The sequence below is a fragment of the Caulobacter sp. SRI_014 genome (assembly GCF_057586315.1).
On record NZ_JBYCZQ010000006.1, the window covers coordinates 170,007 to 186,290 of the forward strand.

The 16,284-nt window shown below is 68.4% G+C and carries 13 protein-coding genes and 1 tRNA gene; 8 read left to right on the forward strand and 6 right to left on the reverse strand.

The window, feature by feature from the left end; genetic code table 11:
* Positions 1-206 precede the first annotated feature (206 nt).
* Positions 207-1,067 (forward strand): KPN_02809 family neutral zinc metallopeptidase, encoded by an 861-nt coding sequence (gene ypfJ / locus AC2YG9_RS14970; RefSeq protein WP_487298777.1) that lies wholly within the window; start codon positions 207-209, stop codon positions 1,065-1,067.
* Positions 1,068-1,107: 40 nt separating this feature from the next.
* On the opposite strand, the gene AC2YG9_RS14975 is transcribed toward ypfJ, so the two are convergent.
* Positions 1,108-4,329 carry an efflux RND transporter permease subunit gene (locus tag AC2YG9_RS14975; protein WP_487298778.1) on the reverse strand — a complete coding sequence of 1,074 codons (3,222 nt, stop codon included), beginning with the start codon at positions 4,327-4,329 and terminating at the stop codon, positions 1,108-1,110.
* Between the two features lie 8 nt (positions 4,330-4,337).
* The gene (locus AC2YG9_RS14980; protein WP_487298779.1) at positions 4,338-5,447 is read right to left on the reverse strand and encodes an efflux RND transporter periplasmic adaptor subunit; all 1,110 of its coding nucleotides are present in this window, start codon (positions 5,445-5,447) and stop codon (positions 4,338-4,340) included.
* Positions 5,448-5,683: 236 nt separating this feature from the next.
* Here AC2YG9_RS14980 and kynB point away from each other — a divergent pair, with 236 nt between their 5' ends.
* The 6 genes from kynB (at position 5,684) to AC2YG9_RS15010 (ending at position 9,527) form a co-directional block, all read left to right on the forward strand.
* Positions 5,684-6,304, forward strand: coding sequence for an arylformamidase (gene kynB, locus AC2YG9_RS14985; RefSeq protein ID WP_487298838.1), 621 nt, complete (start codon positions 5,684-5,686; stop codon positions 6,302-6,304).
* Positions 6,305-7,534 carry a kynureninase gene (kynU, locus tag AC2YG9_RS14990; RefSeq protein WP_487298780.1) on the forward strand — a complete coding sequence of 410 codons (1,230 nt, stop codon included), beginning with the start codon at positions 6,305-6,307 and terminating at the stop codon, positions 7,532-7,534.
* Positions 7,535-7,545: 11 nt separating this feature from the next.
* A complete protein-coding gene (gloA, locus tag AC2YG9_RS14995) occupies positions 7,546-7,986 on the forward strand; it encodes a lactoylglutathione lyase (RefSeq protein ID WP_487298781.1) in 441 nt (146 codons plus the stop codon).
* The gene (locus AC2YG9_RS15000) at positions 7,987-8,763 is read left to right on the forward strand and encodes an SDR family NAD(P)-dependent oxidoreductase (RefSeq protein ID WP_487298782.1); all 777 of its coding nucleotides are present in this window, start codon (positions 7,987-7,989) and stop codon (positions 8,761-8,763) included.
* Positions 8,764-8,837: 74 nt separating this feature from the next.
* Entirely contained in the window at positions 8,838-9,053 is a 216-nt protein-coding gene (locus AC2YG9_RS15005) for an MbtH family protein (RefSeq protein WP_487298783.1), read from the forward strand.
* 108 nt (positions 9,054-9,161) lie between these two features.
* Positions 9,162-9,527, forward strand: a complete 366-nt coding sequence (locus AC2YG9_RS15010) for a response regulator (RefSeq protein ID WP_487298784.1) — start codon at positions 9,162-9,164, stop codon at positions 9,525-9,527.
* Positions 9,528-9,530: 3 nt separating this feature from the next.
* Here AC2YG9_RS15010 and AC2YG9_RS15015 read toward each other — a convergent pair whose 3' ends face one another.
* From AC2YG9_RS15015 to AC2YG9_RS15030, 4 genes are all read right to left on the reverse strand, one after another.
* Positions 9,531-11,114: a Na+/H+ antiporter gene (locus AC2YG9_RS15015; RefSeq protein WP_487298785.1), complete on the reverse strand. Its 1,584-nt coding sequence runs from the start codon at positions 11,112-11,114 to the stop codon at positions 9,531-9,533.
* Between the two features lie 116 nt (positions 11,115-11,230).
* A tRNA-Asn gene (locus AC2YG9_RS15020) sits at positions 11,231-11,306 on the reverse strand.
* Between the two features lie 172 nt (positions 11,307-11,478).
* Positions 11,479-12,618, reverse strand: coding sequence for a serine hydrolase domain-containing protein (locus AC2YG9_RS15025; RefSeq protein ID WP_487298786.1), 1,140 nt, complete (start codon positions 12,616-12,618; stop codon positions 11,479-11,481).
* Positions 12,615-13,898, reverse strand: a complete 1,284-nt coding sequence (locus AC2YG9_RS15030; protein ID WP_487298787.1) for a TetR/AcrR family transcriptional regulator — start codon at positions 13,896-13,898, stop codon at positions 12,615-12,617. The genes AC2YG9_RS15025 and AC2YG9_RS15030 overlap by 4 nt, the downstream gene beginning before the upstream one ends.
* A gap of 155 nt (positions 13,899-14,053) precedes the next feature.
* Here AC2YG9_RS15030 and AC2YG9_RS15035 point away from each other — a divergent pair, with 155 nt between their 5' ends.
* Positions 14,054-16,279: a TonB-dependent receptor gene (locus tag AC2YG9_RS15035; RefSeq protein ID WP_487298788.1), complete on the forward strand. Its 2,226-nt coding sequence runs from the start codon at positions 14,054-14,056 to the stop codon at positions 16,277-16,279.
* Positions 16,280-16,284: the final 5 nt, after the last annotated feature.

Sequence of the window (16,284 nt, forward strand, 5' to 3'; positions counted from 1 at the left end):
AGCACCGGCCGACCAAGGTTAGCGACAGCGCTGACGCGCGCCAGAACACGCGCAAACGGATGGGCTGGCGCTGCCCTCATCCGTCAGCCCTTCGGGCTGCCACCTTCTCCCGGCAAGCGGGAGAAGGACGCTTCGCTTGCGGATCGCTGTTGCCCCGCCCGCGTTCCTGAGGTCACTCTGCACGGAACTGGCTGGGAGAAGACCTCATGGAATGGCGCGGCGGCCGCCGGAGCGGCAATATCGAAGACCGGCGGGGCATGGGCGGCGGCGCCATGGTCGGCGGCGGGGTCGGGCTGGTGGGCATCGCGGCGGTCCTGATCGGGGTGTTCGTGTTCGGCATGGACCCGCAGCAGGCCATGGACATGGTCAGCGGCGCCGGCGGCGGGGCGGTTCCGGCCCAGGAGGGCGCGCGCGGCACGCCCCAGGACGAGGCCGGTCAGTTCGTCGACGTCGTGGAGACCTCGACCAACGAAGTGTGGGCGGCGATCTTCGCCGCCTCCGGCCAGCAGTATCAGCGGCCCTCCGGCATGGTGCTCTACGACGGCGCGACCGGGACGGGTTGCGGCACGGGGCAGTCGGCCATGGGGCCGTTCTACTGCCCGACCGACCGCAAGGTGTATATCGACCTGTCCTTCTGGAGCGAGCTGGAGTCCAAGTTCGGGGCCAGCGGCGAGTTCGCCCGGGCCTATGTCATCGCCCACGAAGTCGGCCACCATGTGCAGAACCTGGAAGGCGCCATGGACAAGGCTCGGCGGGCCGGCATGCGCGGTTCCGAAAGCGGCGCTGTGCGGCTGGAGCTGCAGGCCGACTGCTATGCCGGCGTCTGGGCGGCCCGGGCCGGGACCCAGGCGGGCGGCGGTCTGAAGTTCAACGCCCAGGACATCGTCGATGGGTTGGGCGCCGCTTCGGCGGTCGGCGACGACACCATCCAGCGCAAGACGCAGGGGAGGGTGGTGCCCGACGCCTTCACCCACGGCACGGCCGAACAGCGCATGCGCTGGTTCCGCGCCGGCTATGAGGCCGGCGACCCGGCCGCCTGCGATACGTTCAACGCGCGGTCGCTCTGAACCTGTTCCTTCTCCCGCTCGCCGGGAGAAGGGCGCTAGCTCAGACCCCGCCCGCGTGGTCGTCCATGCGGACCTCGTCGCCCTGGCGGACGCGGTCGCGCCAGGCGACGCCCTTGAACATCATGTTCCAGATGTTCCAGAACCGGCGGACCAGGGTCTTGGGCGCGGCCAGGGCGGCCGGCGTCAGGAACAGGGTCAGCAGGGTCGAGAAGCTGAGGCCCCAGACCACCGCGCCCGACAGCTGGACCCACCATTCGGAGCCCGGCGCCTTGTACTCGAAGTGGAAGCCCCGGAAGTTGGGGTGCAGTTCGAACATCAGCGGCAGCAGGCCGACGACGGTCACCACGGTGGTCAGCATGACAGGCCGGAACCGCTGGACGGCCGAGCGCATGGCCGCCTCGTCCGGCGAGTAGCCCTGCTTGCGCAGCTGGTAGAAGGTATCGACCAGCACGATGTTGTGGCCGACCACGACCCCGGCCAGGGCGATGATCCCTGTCCCCATCATGATCACCGAGATGTAGTCGAAGGTGTGGGCGACGTTGACGACCACGCCCAGGAACACCCCGAACACCGACAGGATGACTGCCGAGAGTGTGACGAAGATCCCGTAGAAGCTGTTGAACTGCCACAGCAGGATCACGGCCATCATGCATAGGGTGGCCAGCATGGCGAAGATGAAGAACTGGGCCGCCTCGGCGCCTTCCTCGTCGGAGCCGCTGAACTTCCAGCGCACGCTGCTCTCGATCGGGGCCTTTTCCAGCCACGGCCTGAGTTCAGCGATCTTCTGGTTGGCGGCGACGCCGTCGATGGTGTTGGCCTGCAGCAGGACGAGACGTTGGCCGTCGCGGCGCTGGATGCTGGTCACCTGCTGGCTGGGCTTTTCCTTGATGAAGTAGCTGGCCGGCACCGGCCCGAAGGGGGTGGTGATCTTCAGCTGCTCGAAGGCCGCCAGGTTGCGGTTCTCGCGGGTGAAGCGGACGCGGATGTCGAGCTCGTCGTCGGCGTCGTCGGGCCGGAAGCGGCCGGCCAGCACGCCGGTGGTGACGAACTGGATGGCCTGGCCGACCGACAGCACGTCGACGCCGTAGCGGCCGGCGGCGGCGCGGTCGATGGTCAGGTTCAGCTCGATGCCGGGCGAGGCGCGGTTGTCCTCCTGCTCGATCAGCTGGGGATCGGCGGCCAGCTTGGCCTTGATCAGGTCGGCGGCGCGGTTGAGGGCGGCCGGATCGGAGCCGCGCATCTCGACCTGGACGTCCTTGCCCTGCGGCGGGCCGCCCTGGGGCAGGCGCACCTCGGTCAGGACGCCGGGCATGTCGGCGACGCGCTTGCGGATTTCGTCGGCGATGTCCTTGCCGCGGACGCCCAGCTCCTTGCGCTCCTCGAAGTCGACGAAGTCGACGTTGATGCGGCCCACGGAGTCGGCGGGCGGGCCGCCGAAGCCGCCGCTGCCCATCTTGCCGGCCGAGACGTAGATCGAGTTGATGCCCTTGATGCCCACCAGCCGCTGTTCGACCTGGCTGACCAGGATGTTGGCGGACTCAGGCGTCAGGTTGCCCCGCGCCTTGACGTAGACGGCCGCGAACTCGGGGTCCTGGTCGAGGAAGAATTCGGTGCGGTGCTTCTGGCCGAAGAACAGGAAGCCGATGATGAACAGGATGACCAGCGCCGCCCCGGTCACCCGGAAGGGGTGATGGCCGGACCACCAGAGGACGCGGGCATACCAGCCCATGAAGCCGTCCATCTTGCGCGGGTCGCCATGCTCGGACTTACGGATCTCCTCCAGGTGATGGAGGTCGACCCCCTGCTTGCGGCCCATCAGGGAGCCGAGCGCCGGGGTGAAGATCAGGGCGACGAAGATCGAGGCGCCCAGCACCATCATCAGGGTGATGGGCAGGAAGCTCATGAACTTGCCGGGGATGGAGTTCCAGAACAGGAAGGGCACGAAGGCGCACAGCGTCGTCAGGGTGCCGTTGACCACCGGCCAGAACATGCGCGTGCCGGCGGCCGCGAAGGCCTCCTCGCGGTCCATGCCTTCGGCCATCTTCCGGTCGGCGTACTCGACGACGACGATGCCCCCGTCGACCAATATCCCGACGGCCAGCACCAGGCCGAACATGACCATCTGGTTGAGGGTCAATCCGAACGCCTGCAGGAGCAGGAAGCCGATCATGAAACAGACCGGGATCGACAGGCCGACCATGATCCCCTGACGCACGCCCAGGCTGCCGACGATGATGGTCATGACCAGGATGGTGGCGATGATCAGCCCGCTCTCCAGGATGGTCAGGGAGCGTTCGATGAACTCGCTTTCGTCGAAGGTGTATTCGACCTGGATCGTCGAGGGCCAGCGCTTCTGCTCATCGGCGACGGCGGCGCGCACCTGTTTGACGCTGTCGAGGATGTTGGCGCCGGAGCGCTTGACCACGTCGATGGAGAAGGTCGGCTGGCCGTTGAAGCGGGTGATGCGGCCCGGGTCCTTGAAGGTGCGGCGCACCTCGCCGATGTCGCCGACGGTGATCAGCCGGTCGCCGTTGCGCTTGATCGGCAGCGCCAGAATGTCGGCCGGTTCCTCGACGACGCCGGGAATCTTGACCGCGAACTCGGTGTCCTTGGTGCGCAGGTTGCCGGCCGGGATCAGCTGGTTGTTGCGGCCGATGACCTGCGCCAGCTCGCTGGCGCTGACGTTGGCGGCCTGCATGCGGGCCGGGTCGATGGTGACTTCGAGAACCTCTTCGCGGCCGCCGCCGAGGTCGGTGCGCAGCACGCCCTCCAGGGTCTCCAGCCGGTCCTGCAGTTCGCGCGCGGTCTGGTACATGGTCCGCTCGGGCGCGGCGCCGTACATCTGGATGCCGATGAACGGGTCGTCGTTGACGTTGTTCTCGCTGATGATCGGTTCTTCGGCGTCGGGCGGGAAGCGGCCACGGGCCATGTCGACCTTGGCGCGGACGTCCTGCAGCACCTTGTCGACGTCGAACGACGGGTCGAACTCCAGGTAGACCAGGGCGGCGTTCTGCACCGCCACGCCGTTCATCTCCTTCAGCCCCTCGAGGGACTGAAGCTCGGTTTCCAGCGGACGGACGAGCAGGCGCTCGGCGTCCTCCGGCGAGACGCCGGGGTAGGGCACCTGGATGCTGACGAAGGGCACCGGGATGTCGGGGTTCGATTCCCGGGGCAGGTTCAGGTAGGTGACCAGGCCGAAGATCGACAGCACCGCCGCGACCCCCAGCACCACCTTTCGCCGCCGGATGGCGGCATGGATCATGGCGGAGATCATTTGCTGGCGGCTTTCACGGCGACCGGGGCCGGCGCGGCGGCGGCGGTCTCGGCCTTGACGCGGACAGTCTGGCCTTCGCTGACGAAGGCCTGGCCGGCGATGATCAGGTTGACCTGGCCATCCAGGCCGCTGACCCAGACGCCGTCCGGACCCTGTTCAAGGATTTCGATCGGGGTGAAGGCGACCTTGCCGGCGCCGATGATGTGGCGGACGCCCTGACGGCCGTCGGAGCCCAGCACCAGGGCCGAAGACGGCAGGCGGTGGGCGGTCGACACCGGCGTGGCGATGCGCAGGTCGGCGGACAGGCCGGAGCGGGCGCGGCTGCCCGGGTTGGAAACCACCACCTCGACCCGGTAGGTGCGGGTCTGGGGATCGGCGTCGCGGGCGACGAAGCGGATGCGGCCGTTCAGGGTCTCGCCGGTGGTCAGGACGGCGCTGGCGGTCTCGCCGACGCGGACCTTGCCGATCTGGCTCTCGGCCAGGTCGGCGACGATGACCAGCGGGTCCAGCTCCAGCATGGTGCCGCAGGCGGCGCCGGGGGCGAGATAGGTGCCCACCTCGGCCTCGCGGCGGTCGAAGACGCCGCTGAAGGGCGCGCGGACATTGACCTGCCCCAGCAGCACCTCGGCCTGGCGGACGGCGGCCTGGGCCCCGTCGAGGTTGGCCTGGTCCTGCAGGACCTGGGTCTGGGAGCGGTAGCCCTGGGCGGCCAGGCGCTGGCTGGCCTGCATCTGCAGCTGGCGGGATTTCAGATTGGCGCGGGCCTGGTCAAGCGACGCCTGACGGGCGTCGACCGACAGGCGGCAGAGGATGGCGCCGCGGCGCACGAAGCTGCCCTCGGCGGCCGGGACGGCGGCGACCGGGCCGGCGGTTTCGGCGCGGACGATGACCGTGCGGGCGGCCTCGGTGCGGCCACGCAGGACGATGGCTCCGGGGCGCAGTTCCGGCTCGATCAGCCGGGTGGTGACCATCAGGGCCTGGGGCTTGGCGTCGGCCTTCTCGGCCGGCTTCTTGGTCATCATGCCCCACAGGCCGCCGATGACGAACAGCAGCAGGACGAAGCCCAGGATACCCACGGCGACGAGGTGAGATTGTTTGATCTGCATTACCGGCCCTATGGGCGCAGCCGACCTGTCGCGTCGGACGCGCCTATCCCCAAAGACTTATCTGAACAGTGTTCTGATATCTGCTCGCAGGCGATTTGAGCAAATGAAATCCAAGACAGATTGGGTCTAATCGTCCAGGTTCCATGCGCCGGTTGATGGCGGCGCCGCAGGTCTTTCAATCGCCGCCCGCTGGTCGCATAAGCGCAGTCATGACCGCCCGCCCCCTCACAGTAAAAATGTGGGACATCACGCAGCCTTTGCGCCCCGGAATGCCGACCTGGCCTGGGGATACGCCGTTCGAGAGCGGCGGGGTCTGGGCCATGGGACCGGGGACGCCGGTCAATGTCGGCCGCTTCAGCCAGTCGGTCCACGCCGGCACGCACGGCGATGCGCCGTTTCACTATGACGCCGACGGGGTGACGGCCGAGGCGGTGGATCTGGCGACCTATCTGGGTCCCTGCCGGCTGATCGACGTCCGCGCAGCCGGGGCGCGAATCGAACCGGCCGATCTCGCCGGGGCGCTGGACGGGGTTCCGGCGCGGGTGCTGCTGCGGACCTATGAGGCGTTTCCGCACGAGACCTGGGACAGCGACTTCAAGGCCATCGCGCCTCAAACGATCGATCTCCTGGCCGACCACGGGGTGAAGCTGATCGGGGTGGATACCGCCTCGCTCGATCCGGAGACCTCCAAGACCATGGACGCCCATCGCCGGGTGGCGGCGCGGGGGATGGCTATTCTCGAGGGGCTGGTGCTGACCGCGCCGCCACCGGGGGACTATGAGCTGATCGCCCTGCCGCTGCCGCTGGTCGGGCTGGACGCCTCGCCGGTGCGGGCCGTGTTGCGTGAGTTGACCTGAATGACCGACGAGATCGCGGCCCTGGATGAAGCCGACCCGCTGGCGGCCCTGCGCCATGAGTTCGAGATTCCGGAGGGCCTGCTCTACCTCGACGGAAATTCGCTGGGGCCGCTGACCAGGACGGCCCGTGAGCGGATGCGCGCGGTGGTCGAGCAGGAATGGGGCCGGAGCCTGATCCGCGGCTGGAACGACCACGATTGGATCGGCGCCCCGCGCCGGGTCGGCGACGCCATCGCCGGGCTGATCGGGGCCGAGCCGGGCGAGGTGATCGTAGCCGACTCGACCTCGGCCAACCTCTTCAAGCTGGCGGTCGCCGCCATGCAGGCGCGGCCGGGCCGCAAGGTGGTGCTGTCGGAGCCTGGCGACTTCCCGACCGACCTCTACATGCTGGAAGGCACGGTCCGGACCCTGGGCGAAGGGCGTCGGCTGGAACTGCGGCCGTCGCAGGAGATCGAGGCGGCGCTCAACGAGGATGTGGCGGTGCTGGTGCTCTGCCATGCCCACTACAAGACCGCCCGCATCCGCGACATGGGCCGGCTGACGGCGGCGGCCCATGCGGTCGGGGCGCTGGTCATCTGGGATCTGAGCCACAGCGCCGGGGTGCTGGAGGTCGATCTCAACGGCTGCGGCGCCGACCTGGCCGTCGGCTGTGGCTACAAATACCTGAACGGCGGTCCGGGGGCGCCGGCCTTCCTGTTTGTGGCCAAACGTCATCAGGGCAACCTGATCTCGCCGCTGTCGGGCTGGATGGGTCATGCCGCCCCCTTCACCTTCCAGGACGCCTATGACCCGGCCGGCGGCATCGGCCGCTTCGCCTGCGGCACCCCGCCGGTGCTGGGGGTCAGCGCCCTGGAGTGCGGCGTGGCGCTCAGCGTCAAGGCGGGGCCCAGGGCCTTGCGGGCCAAGGCCGCCGCCCTGACCGACCTCTTCATCCGCCGCGTCGAGGCGGGGCCCGCCGGCGCGCAGCTGCGCCTCGTCACCCCCCGCGAGGCCGACCAGCGGGGCGGCCATGTCAGCTTCAGCCATCCGGACGGCTACGCCATCGTCCAGGCTCTTATCGCCCGGGGTGTCATCGGCGACTTCCGCGATCCGGACATCGCCCGCTTCGGCTTCTCGCCCCTGACCCTGAGTTTCGCGCAGGTCGCCGAGGCCGCCGACATCCTCGGCGAGGTGGTTTCGACCGGCGCCTACGACCAACCCCGGTTCCGCCAGCGGGCGGCCGTCACCTGAAGGAGTTCGCCATGCAGTACCTGCACACCATGGTCCGGGTGAAGGACCTCGACGCCGCCCTGGACTTCTACTGCGCCAAGCTCGGCCTGGCGGAGGTCAGCCGCTACGACAACCAGGGCGGCCGCTTCACCCTGGTCTTCCTGGCGGCGCCGGACGACGTCGAGATGGCCAGGCAGCGCAAGGCGCCGATGGTCGAGCTGACCTACAATTGGGACACCGAGGACTATCAGGGCGGGCGCAATTTCGGCCACCTGGCCTATGCCGTCGACGACATCTATGCGGCCTGCCAGCGGCTGGCCGACGGCGGGGTGACCATCAACCGGCCGCCGCGCGACGGGCATATGGCGTTCGTGCGGTCGCCGGACGGCATCTCGATCGAGCTCCTGCAAAAGGGCCCGAACCTGGAGCCCAGGGAGCCCTGGGCCTCAATGCCGAACACGGGGGTCTGGTAGGTGAAGCTGCAGGGTCGCAAGGCGCTGGTCACCGGCGCGGCGCACGGCATTGGTCTGGCTTGCGCGCAGGCCTTCGCGCGCGAAGGCGCCGATGTGGCGCTGATGGACATCGACCAGGCGGGGGTCGAGGCGGCGGCGGTGGCCATCACCGCCGAGACCGGCCGCAAGGCTGTCGGACTGGCCTGCGATGTCGGCGATGCGGACGCCGCCCTGGCGGCGGTGAAGGCGGCCGCCGAGGCCATCGGGCCCATCGACCTGCTGGTCAACAACGCCGGAATCCTCGCGGCGGGGGACATCCTGACGGCCAGGCTCGAGGACTTCGACCGGGTGCTGGGGGTCAATATCCGGGCCGCCTTCGTCATCGGTCAGGCCGTCGCGCAAGGTATGGTGGCGGCGGGCCTGAAGGGCTCGATCATCAACATGAGCTCGATCAACGCGGTCATGGCCATCCCGGCCCAGCTGGCCTACGTGACCAGCAAGGGGGCGATCAACCAGCTGACCAAGGTGATGGCTCTTGGCCTCGCGCCGCATGGCATCCGGGTCAACGCCATCGGGCCGGGGACCATCGCCACCGACATCCTCAAGGGCGTGATGAACAGCCCTGACGCCGCCAGGGGCATCCTGTCTCGAACCCCGCTGAAGCGCTTCGGCGAGCCCGAGGAGATCGGCAAGGTGGCGGTGTTCCTGGCCAGCGAGGACGCCAGCTATTTCACCGGACAGACCCTGTACCCGGACGGCGGGCGGCTGGCGCTCAACTACACGGTGGCGGTGGACTAAAGGTAGCATTTCCAACGCCGCTACCTTGACGATATTCCGGAACGGCGCGGGGTGGCGTCAAGGAGGCGTGCGTCATGCGTGAAGAGCAGGAAGACACCACCATCTATGGGGTCGTGGTCAACCACGAGGAACAGTATTCGATCTGGCCCGTCGACCGTGAGCCGGCGCTCGGCTGGTCCTGGGCGGGCAAGAGCGGCACGAAGGCCGAGTGCCTGGCCTACATCGAGGAAGTCTGGACCGACATGCGGCCCCTCAGCCTGCGCAAGGCGATGGAGCGGGACGGCGGTTAGCGCTCCCTGTCTCGGCGAAAAAAGACCCATATTGGGTCGATTTTTGCTGGCATCGACGCGGCGAACCGCCTAGCTGGCCCTACGGCCTGGGCGGTTCACGAGTCGGCAATGGCGTTTGTACTGGTGGTTGATGACGATCCCGCGTTCCGCGCTGTCGCGTGCCGGGTGCTGCAGAACGCAGGCCACCGGACGCAGGAGGCCATCGACGGCGGCCATGCATTGAAGCTGATGACGCTGATGGCCCCCGAGATCATCCTCACCGACATGCTGATGCCCGAGCGAGACGGGGTCGAACTGATCCGCACGGTCCGGCAGAGCTGGCCGACGGTGCGCATTCTGGCCATTTCCGGGCGCGGGGCCTTTGCCGACTACGACATCCTCAAGATGGCCCAGATGGTCGGCGCCGACGCCACCCTGGCCAAGCCGCTGGACGGTGATGAACTGGTCGAGGCGGTGAACCGGCTGGCCGGCTGAGGCCTACTCTCCGCGCTGGAAGGTGATGCCCATTTCCTCGACGTCGAGGTCGCGTTCCAGCTCGTGCAGCACCTCGTCCTCGATCAGCCCGGCCCGGTGGACGCGGATCAGCTCCACCCGGCTGGCCGCGATGGCCCCCAGCAGCACGTCGAAGTGCGGCCGCAGGATTTCCATGGCCGCCACCGGCTCCTGAACATAGCGCTCCATGTAGCCGGCCCGCTTGCGGTGATCCTCAAGGATCTGGGGATGCAGCAGCGTCCCATCCGGCCCGTGGGCCAGCTTTTCTACGGCGGCCAGGCGGGCCCGGGCCATGGCCCCTTCACAGGCGGGCATGTTCATTGGCGCCGGCGGGTCCTTGTCGACCGGCTTCACCAGACGGATCAGCCACCCCAGGCTTGAGCCCTGCACGACCACCGTCGCGAAGATGACCGAGAAGGCGCAGACCAGCATCATGTCGCGGCCCGGCATGTCGAGCGGCAGGGTCAGGGGCACGGCCAGGGTGACCACGCCCCGCATGCCGGCCCAGCCCAGCACCGTCGCCTGGCGCCAGCCCAGCGGGTTGGCGCGCTTGACCCCCGCCTTGTTGATAAGGGCGATGACGCTGTCCGAGGCGAAGACCCAGACGAAGCGGCAGAGGACCACCGTGGCGATGACCGCCAGGGCGACCCAGAGCATCGACAGGGGCAAGGCCTCGATACCCCCCAGCCGCTCGACCATGTTGCGCAGCGAGAAGCCGATCAGGATGAAGACCATGGCCTCCAGCAGGAAGGTCATCACCCGCCAGAAGGAGCCGCCCGTCATCCGCACCCGGGCGGTGAAGATCTCATGCTGGTGCCAGCCCAGCACCAGTCCGGCCGTGACGGTCGAGATGACGCCGGACACGTGGACCGCCTCGCCGGCGATATAGGCCGTCCAGCCGAGCAGGACGGTGACCACCACCGTCAGGATGTGGTCCTTCAGCTTCTTGACGATCAGCATCCAGGCAAAACCGACCGCCAGGCCGACGATGACCCCGCCGACGGCGACCATCGCGAAGCTCTGGATGGCCTGGCCGGCATTGAACACCCCGCTGAGGGTGGCGGCGACCGCGAACCGGAAGAGGATCAGGCCGGTGGCGTCGTTGAGCAGGCTCTCGCCCTCCAGCAGGGCGGTCAGGCGGCGGGGCAGGGCGACGTCCTTGAGCACCGCCCGGGCGGCGATGGCGTCCGGCGGCGAGACGATGGCCCCGAGCGCGAAACAGGCGGCCCAGGGCAGGCTGGGGACCAGCCAGTGGGCAACCACGCCGACGGCGAGGGTGGTGAAGACCACCGCCCCGACGGCCAGCGACAGGATGCCGGGCAGGTGCCGGCGGAATCGCCCCAGGGGAGTCAGGAAGGCGCCGTCCATCAACAAGGGTGGCAGGAAAAGCACCAGGGCCAACTCAGGGTCCAGGGCGACGGTCGGCAGGCCGGGCAGGAAGGCCAGGGCCCCGCCGCCGACCAGCAGGGCCGAGGAGGGCGGCAGCTTGAACTTCAGGGCCAGCCAGTAGAGGGCGACGATCAGGCCAAGCAGCACCAGCACCAGCTCGAAGGCGGCAACGGCATGCATGGGGCTGGCTCCGGGCGTTGGCGTCGAATCCGACATAGCCCAGTTGCCACGGCTTGGCGAAGCGCCGACGAACTCTGATCTGTGGGGAAGGCGCCCGTTGGCGCGAAAGTCTTCCGTGGCTCCCCGAGCAGGACTCGAACCTGCGACAAGTCGGTTAACAGCCGACTGCTCTACCAACTGAGCTATCGGGGATCACGTTGGAAGGAGGCGGCGTATACGATGCAGGCGCCGCCCGTGCAAGTCATCTACCTGCGAAAAAATAGCCCGGCTGGAAGGCCGGGCTTTTCAAAGTCGGTGATGGTGGGGTGTCTTCAAGGAAGACGGGAGGAAGGTCGGCTTTTATGGTTAATCAGCGGTAAATTTTTCAGACCCCGGCGACGGCGAAGACGGCGTTGCACAGGCCGGTGGCGCGCGGGTCGCCGTTCAGGTCCGGTCCCATCTGGTTCATCGTGTAGCCGATGGCGACATCGGCCCGGGTGTTGGCGCAGCCGAACGAGCCGCCCCAGCCGGAATGGCCAAAGGTGTCAGCCAGCGGGCCGTAGACGCCTGCGTCGTTGACGATCAGACCCATGGACCAGAACGGCGCCAGACCCAGAAGCAGGTCGGGCCGGGTGGTCTGGACCGTGGTCATCCTGGCAATGGTCTCGGGGCCCATAAGCCTTACGCCATCAAGGGTTCCGCCGTGGGCGAGGGCCCCATAGAGGCGGGCCAGGCCTCGCGCCGTGGCCTGGCCATTGCCGGCCGGGATCTGGGCGGCGCGCCAGGCCCGGTCGTTGGGCAGGGTCGGCTCCATGTTGGGGTTGGTCACCGCGGCGATGGCTTCGGGCGGCATGGCCGGATCGAAGGGGGCGGCGACCAGCGGGCCGATCAGGGGAGCAACTCGCGGCTCTTCCGATTCGGGAAGGCCGATATGGATGTCGGCCTTCAGGGGGCCGGCGACCTGGTCGCGCAGGAAGTCGCCGACCGACTGGCCGCTGACCCGGCGAATCAGCTCGCCGGCCAGGAAGCCGAAGGTCATGGCGTGGTAGCTGTTCTTCGTTCCCGGCGGCCACATCGGGGCCTGGGCGGCCAGCCGGCTGGTCGCGGTGTCCCAGTCGTAGAACGCTTCCAGCGAGATCGGCAGCGCGAAGCCGGGCAGGCCGGCCTGGTGCGACAGCAGCTGGGCGACGGTAATCTCGCCTTTGCCTGCCTGGGCGAACTCTGGCCAATAGCGGTCGACCGGGGCGGCATAGTCGATCAGGCCCTGGTCGACGAGTGTGGCCAGGGCGATGGCGGTGACGCCCTTGGTGGTCGACCAGACGTTGACCAGGGTGTCGGGCGTCCAGGCCGCGGTGCGGGCCGCGTCGCGGTGGCCGCCCCACAGGTCCACGACCAGCCGGCCCCGGTGATAGACGCAGAGCGAGGCCCCGACATCGCGATAGGGATCGGCGTTGCGGAAGTTGGCCGCGAAGGCCTCGCGGACGGCCTCGAAGCCAGGGGCGACGGTTCCGGACACATCGGTCATGCGGTGCGGGCTTTCAAACCAAGGGCGAAGAAGCGGGTGATCTCGTCGGCCAGCTGCCGCGGGCGGGCAGCGTCTTCCGGGGTGATCCACTTGGGCAGCCAGCCGAAGGCGCCGGCCCCCATCTGGGCCCGCATGACGATGTCGCAGGGGTGGCAGGAGCCGTCGGCCATCCCCTGGCGCAGCCAGCCGGCAAACTTGACGCGCAGGGCGCGGGCGCGGCGGGTCAGGGCCAGGCGGGTCTGGGAGGGCAGGGCCTGCATGCCGGCCTGGGGCATCAGCGGCGACAGGGGCCCGATCTGGGCCTGGCTGTTGAGGTGCACGCCGATGAGCATGCGCGACAGGCTGTCGGTCCCGGTCTTCTGGGCCGCCGCGGCGAAGCCGTCGAACAGATCGAAGGCGCGCTCGTAGCAGCGCAGCACCAGGTCGGTCTTGTCCTGCATGTAGTGGTAGACGACGCCCTTGGTGGCCCCCAGGGCGGCGCTGATGTCGTCGAGTGAGGTGGCCTCGATACCCTGGCGGTTGAACAGCTGGGAGGCGGTGGCGACCAGCTGGGCGGTCTTCATCTCGGCGGCCTCGGCGCGGTCGAAGGCGTTGAAACGGCCGGGCAGGAAGGTCTCCGCATCGACAGGGCAGGGCGGGCAGATGCCCGCGACGGACGTGCCCTTGCTGATCAGCAGGTTGAAATCGGCGCGCACCCGCTTGCGGAAGGCGCGTCCGTCGGCGCCGCCCAGCCACTGGGGCGACAGCTGGGCCCAATTTAGGATGCCGATGATCACATGGCCGATCGTGCGGCCATCGCAGGGGCGCAGGGAGCCGTCGGCGATCCCTTCCTCGATCAGGTCCTGAAGGCGGTCGGCGTTGCGGCGCGAGGCGGTCTCGATGGCGGCGCGGTGAGGCTCGGCCAGGAAGGGGACTTCGCTGAGCACGGCGGTGGCCGGCCGGACCGGGTCGGTGGCGCGGGCGACAAAGGCCAGCACCTTGCCGAACCCGTCCGCCGCATCGGTCGAGGCCAGGGCCAGGTCCTCGGCCATCTGCTCGCAGGCGCGCTGGTAGCACTGGAAGACCAGCTCGTCGCGGTCGTTCACATAGTAGTAGAGCGAGGCGCGGGTCAGGCCGAGCTCCTCGGCGATGTCCGACAGGCTGGTCGCCGCGATCCCCCGTTGATTGAACAGCCGCGTGGCGTGAGCCAGCAGGGCCTCGCGCTTGAGGTTGCGCTTGGCCGTGACACGCGGTTTCGGCGCGACGGTCGGCGGACGGACGGGATCGGTACGAGGGGCCATGGCCTTCAAGGGTCGGCGAACTCGACAGTTGATGCAACCAACATACGCAAGTGTTGAAAAATTTGACAAGCGAATTCCGTCGTGTCGTTATCCGCACATACCGCAGTGTTGAAAACCGGCGTCCGACCGGGGGCTGCGGAAGGGAGGACTTGGGGATGACCAGCCAACGGATCCGCCGCGCCCTGCTGGGCAGCGCCGCCATCAGCCTGTGCCTGACCGGCGTGGCCCATGCGCAGACCGAAGAGCCCGCGCTCGTCGACGAGATCACCATCACCGCCCAGAAGCGCGAGCAGAGCGTCTATGACGTCGGCGGTACGCTGGCTGTGGCCGGCTCGGAGACTTTGCAGACGCGCCGGGTGGAGCAGGTCAAGGACCTGGCGACGCTGACCCCCAACGTCGACGTCAAGGAACAGGTGCCCGGCGCCATGCCGGTGATCACCATCCGCGGCGTCGGGCTGGACGACTTCTCCTCGGCCAACAACCCCAGCGCCGGGGTCTATATCGACGAGGTCTACCTGGCCTCGCTGGCCCAGATGAACTTCGACTTCTTCGACATCGAGCGGGTCGAGCTGCTCAAGGGACCGCAGGGCACCCTCTACGGCCGCAACTCGACGGCCGGGGCGCTTAACGTGCTGACCGCCAGACCGAGCTTCGGCGGGTTCGCGGCACGGGCGGCGGCTGGGATCGGCAACTACGAGAGCTATGAGGCCGAGGGGATGGTCAACATCCCGGTCAGCGACAGCCTTGCCCTGCGCGTCGCCGCCAAGGTGATCGGCCAGGACGAGGGCTTCTGGTTCAACCGGGTGCAGGACCGCGACATCGGCCGCCGCGACGTCTGGCTGGGCCGGGTCCAGGCGCGCTGGGCGGCCGGAAACGCCGACATCACGCTCAAGCTGGAAGGCCAGCGAGTGCGCTCGGAAATGGGGCAGGGCGAGTTCATGGGGGTCTTCCCCTCGGCCCTGTCGCCGGGCGTCGCCTGCCCGGGCGACCCGCGCTGCACGGACTTCTTCGGCTATCGCGACCCGGACGGCGACCCCTTCAAGGGCGACTGGTCGGGCGACAATTTCTACGACATCGACCAGTGGGGCGCGACCCTGCGGGCCCAATGGAACCTGGGGTTCGCCACCCTCACATCCGTCACCGGCTACCAGGACTTCGAGCGCAGCTTCTACATCGACACCGACGCGACGCCCCTGCGCCAGACCGACTTCATCCAGAACGACGCCATCACCCAGTTTTCGCAGGAACTGCGGCTGGCCGGCGACAGCGACAGAATGAACTGGCTGGTCGGGGCCTTCTACTCGTCGGACGACGTCGACACCGACAACCCGGGCTTCCTCCAGGATCTGTTCAACACCACCACCTACAGCTTCGGCAAACAGGAGACCCAGTCGGCGGCCCTGTTCGGCAACGGCGAATGGACGCTGGCGCCCACCCTCAGCCTGGTCGCCGGCCTGCGCTACACCTGGGAGGAGAAGGCCTATCAGGGCGGCACCGACGATCTGGTTTCCCTTTGCCCGGGCAGCGCCCTCAGCGGCGCCCCCTGCGGGGCCGGTCCGATCCGCATCTCCTTCATCGACGAGACCATCTCGGACACCAACTGGTCCTACAAGCTGGGCCTCAACTGGAAGCCGATGGACGATGTGCTGGTCTATGCCTCGGTCAGCCAGGGGGTGAAGTCGGGCGGCTTCTTCAGCGGCGTCACCACCAACAATGGCCAGTTGAAGCCCTATGACCCGGAAACCCTCGTCGCCTTCGAGACCGGGGTGAAGGCGCGGCTGGGCGGCGGGGTGCAGATCACCGCCAGCCTGTTCCACTACGACTACAGCGATGTGCAGACCTTCATCCGCGACACCTCCGGCGCCCTGCCGATCCAGCGGCTGGGCAACGTCGATGAGGCGACGATCACCGGCCTCGACGCCGACCTGACCTGGCGCCCGCCGGCCCTCGACGGCCTGACGCTGCAACTGGGCCTGGGCCTGCTCGACGCGGAACTGGGCGAGTTCGCGGTCACCGCCGGGACCGTGCCGGAGGGCAACCGCCTGCCCAACGCGCCGGAAGTCACCTTCAACGCCTCGGGCGCCTATGACATCCCGCTGGGCGCCGACTGGAGCCTGCAGCTGCAGGGCGGGGCGAAGTATTCCGACTCGGTGTTCAAGGACGCCATCAACGACCCGCTGCTGGTCCAGGACAGCTACTGGACCTTCGACGGCCGGATCGGGGTCAGCTCCGAAGGCGGCTGGTCGTTCAGCCTGTGGGGCAAGAACCTGTCGGACGAGAGCCACGTGGTGCAGGGGGTCAACAACGGCGCCCTGGGGGTCGGCTTCCGCACCTACAACGCCCCGCGCACCTTCGGCGTGACCGTCGCCAAGCGCTGGTAGGACCG

Coding starts and splice junctions, on each gene's coding strand:
- AC2YG9_RS14975 (WP_487298778.1), bottom strand. CDS start 4,329: ATGATCCATGCCGCCATCCGGCGGCGAAAGGTGGTGCTGGGGGTCGCG.
- gloA (WP_487298781.1), top strand. CDS start 7,546: ATGCAGTACCTGCACACCATGGTCCGGGTGAAGGACCTCGACGCCGCC.
- AC2YG9_RS15035 (WP_487298788.1), top strand. CDS start 14,054: ATGACCAGCCAACGGATCCGCCGCGCCCTGCTGGGCAGCGCCGCCATC.
- ypfJ (WP_487298777.1), top strand. CDS start 207: ATGGAATGGCGCGGCGGCCGCCGGAGCGGCAATATCGAAGACCGGCGG.
- AC2YG9_RS15025 (WP_487298786.1), bottom strand. CDS start 12,618: ATGACCGATGTGTCCGGAACCGTCGCCCCTGGCTTCGAGGCCGTCCGC.
- AC2YG9_RS14980 (WP_487298779.1), bottom strand. CDS start 5,447: ATGCAGATCAAACAATCTCACCTCGTCGCCGTGGGTATCCTGGGCTTC.
- AC2YG9_RS15030 (WP_487298787.1), bottom strand. CDS start 13,898: ATGGCCCCTCGTACCGATCCCGTCCGTCCGCCGACCGTCGCGCCGAAA.
- kynB (WP_487298838.1), top strand. CDS start 5,684: ATGTGGGACATCACGCAGCCTTTGCGCCCCGGAATGCCGACCTGGCCT.
- AC2YG9_RS15010 (WP_487298784.1), top strand. CDS start 9,162: ATGGCGTTTGTACTGGTGGTTGATGACGATCCCGCGTTCCGCGCTGTC.
- AC2YG9_RS15015 (WP_487298785.1), bottom strand. CDS start 11,114: ATGCATGCCGTTGCCGCCTTCGAGCTGGTGCTGGTGCTGCTTGGCCTG.
- AC2YG9_RS15005 (WP_487298783.1), top strand. CDS start 8,838: ATGCGTGAAGAGCAGGAAGACACCACCATCTATGGGGTCGTGGTCAAC.
- kynU (WP_487298780.1), top strand. CDS start 6,305: ATGACCGACGAGATCGCGGCCCTGGATGAAGCCGACCCGCTGGCGGCC.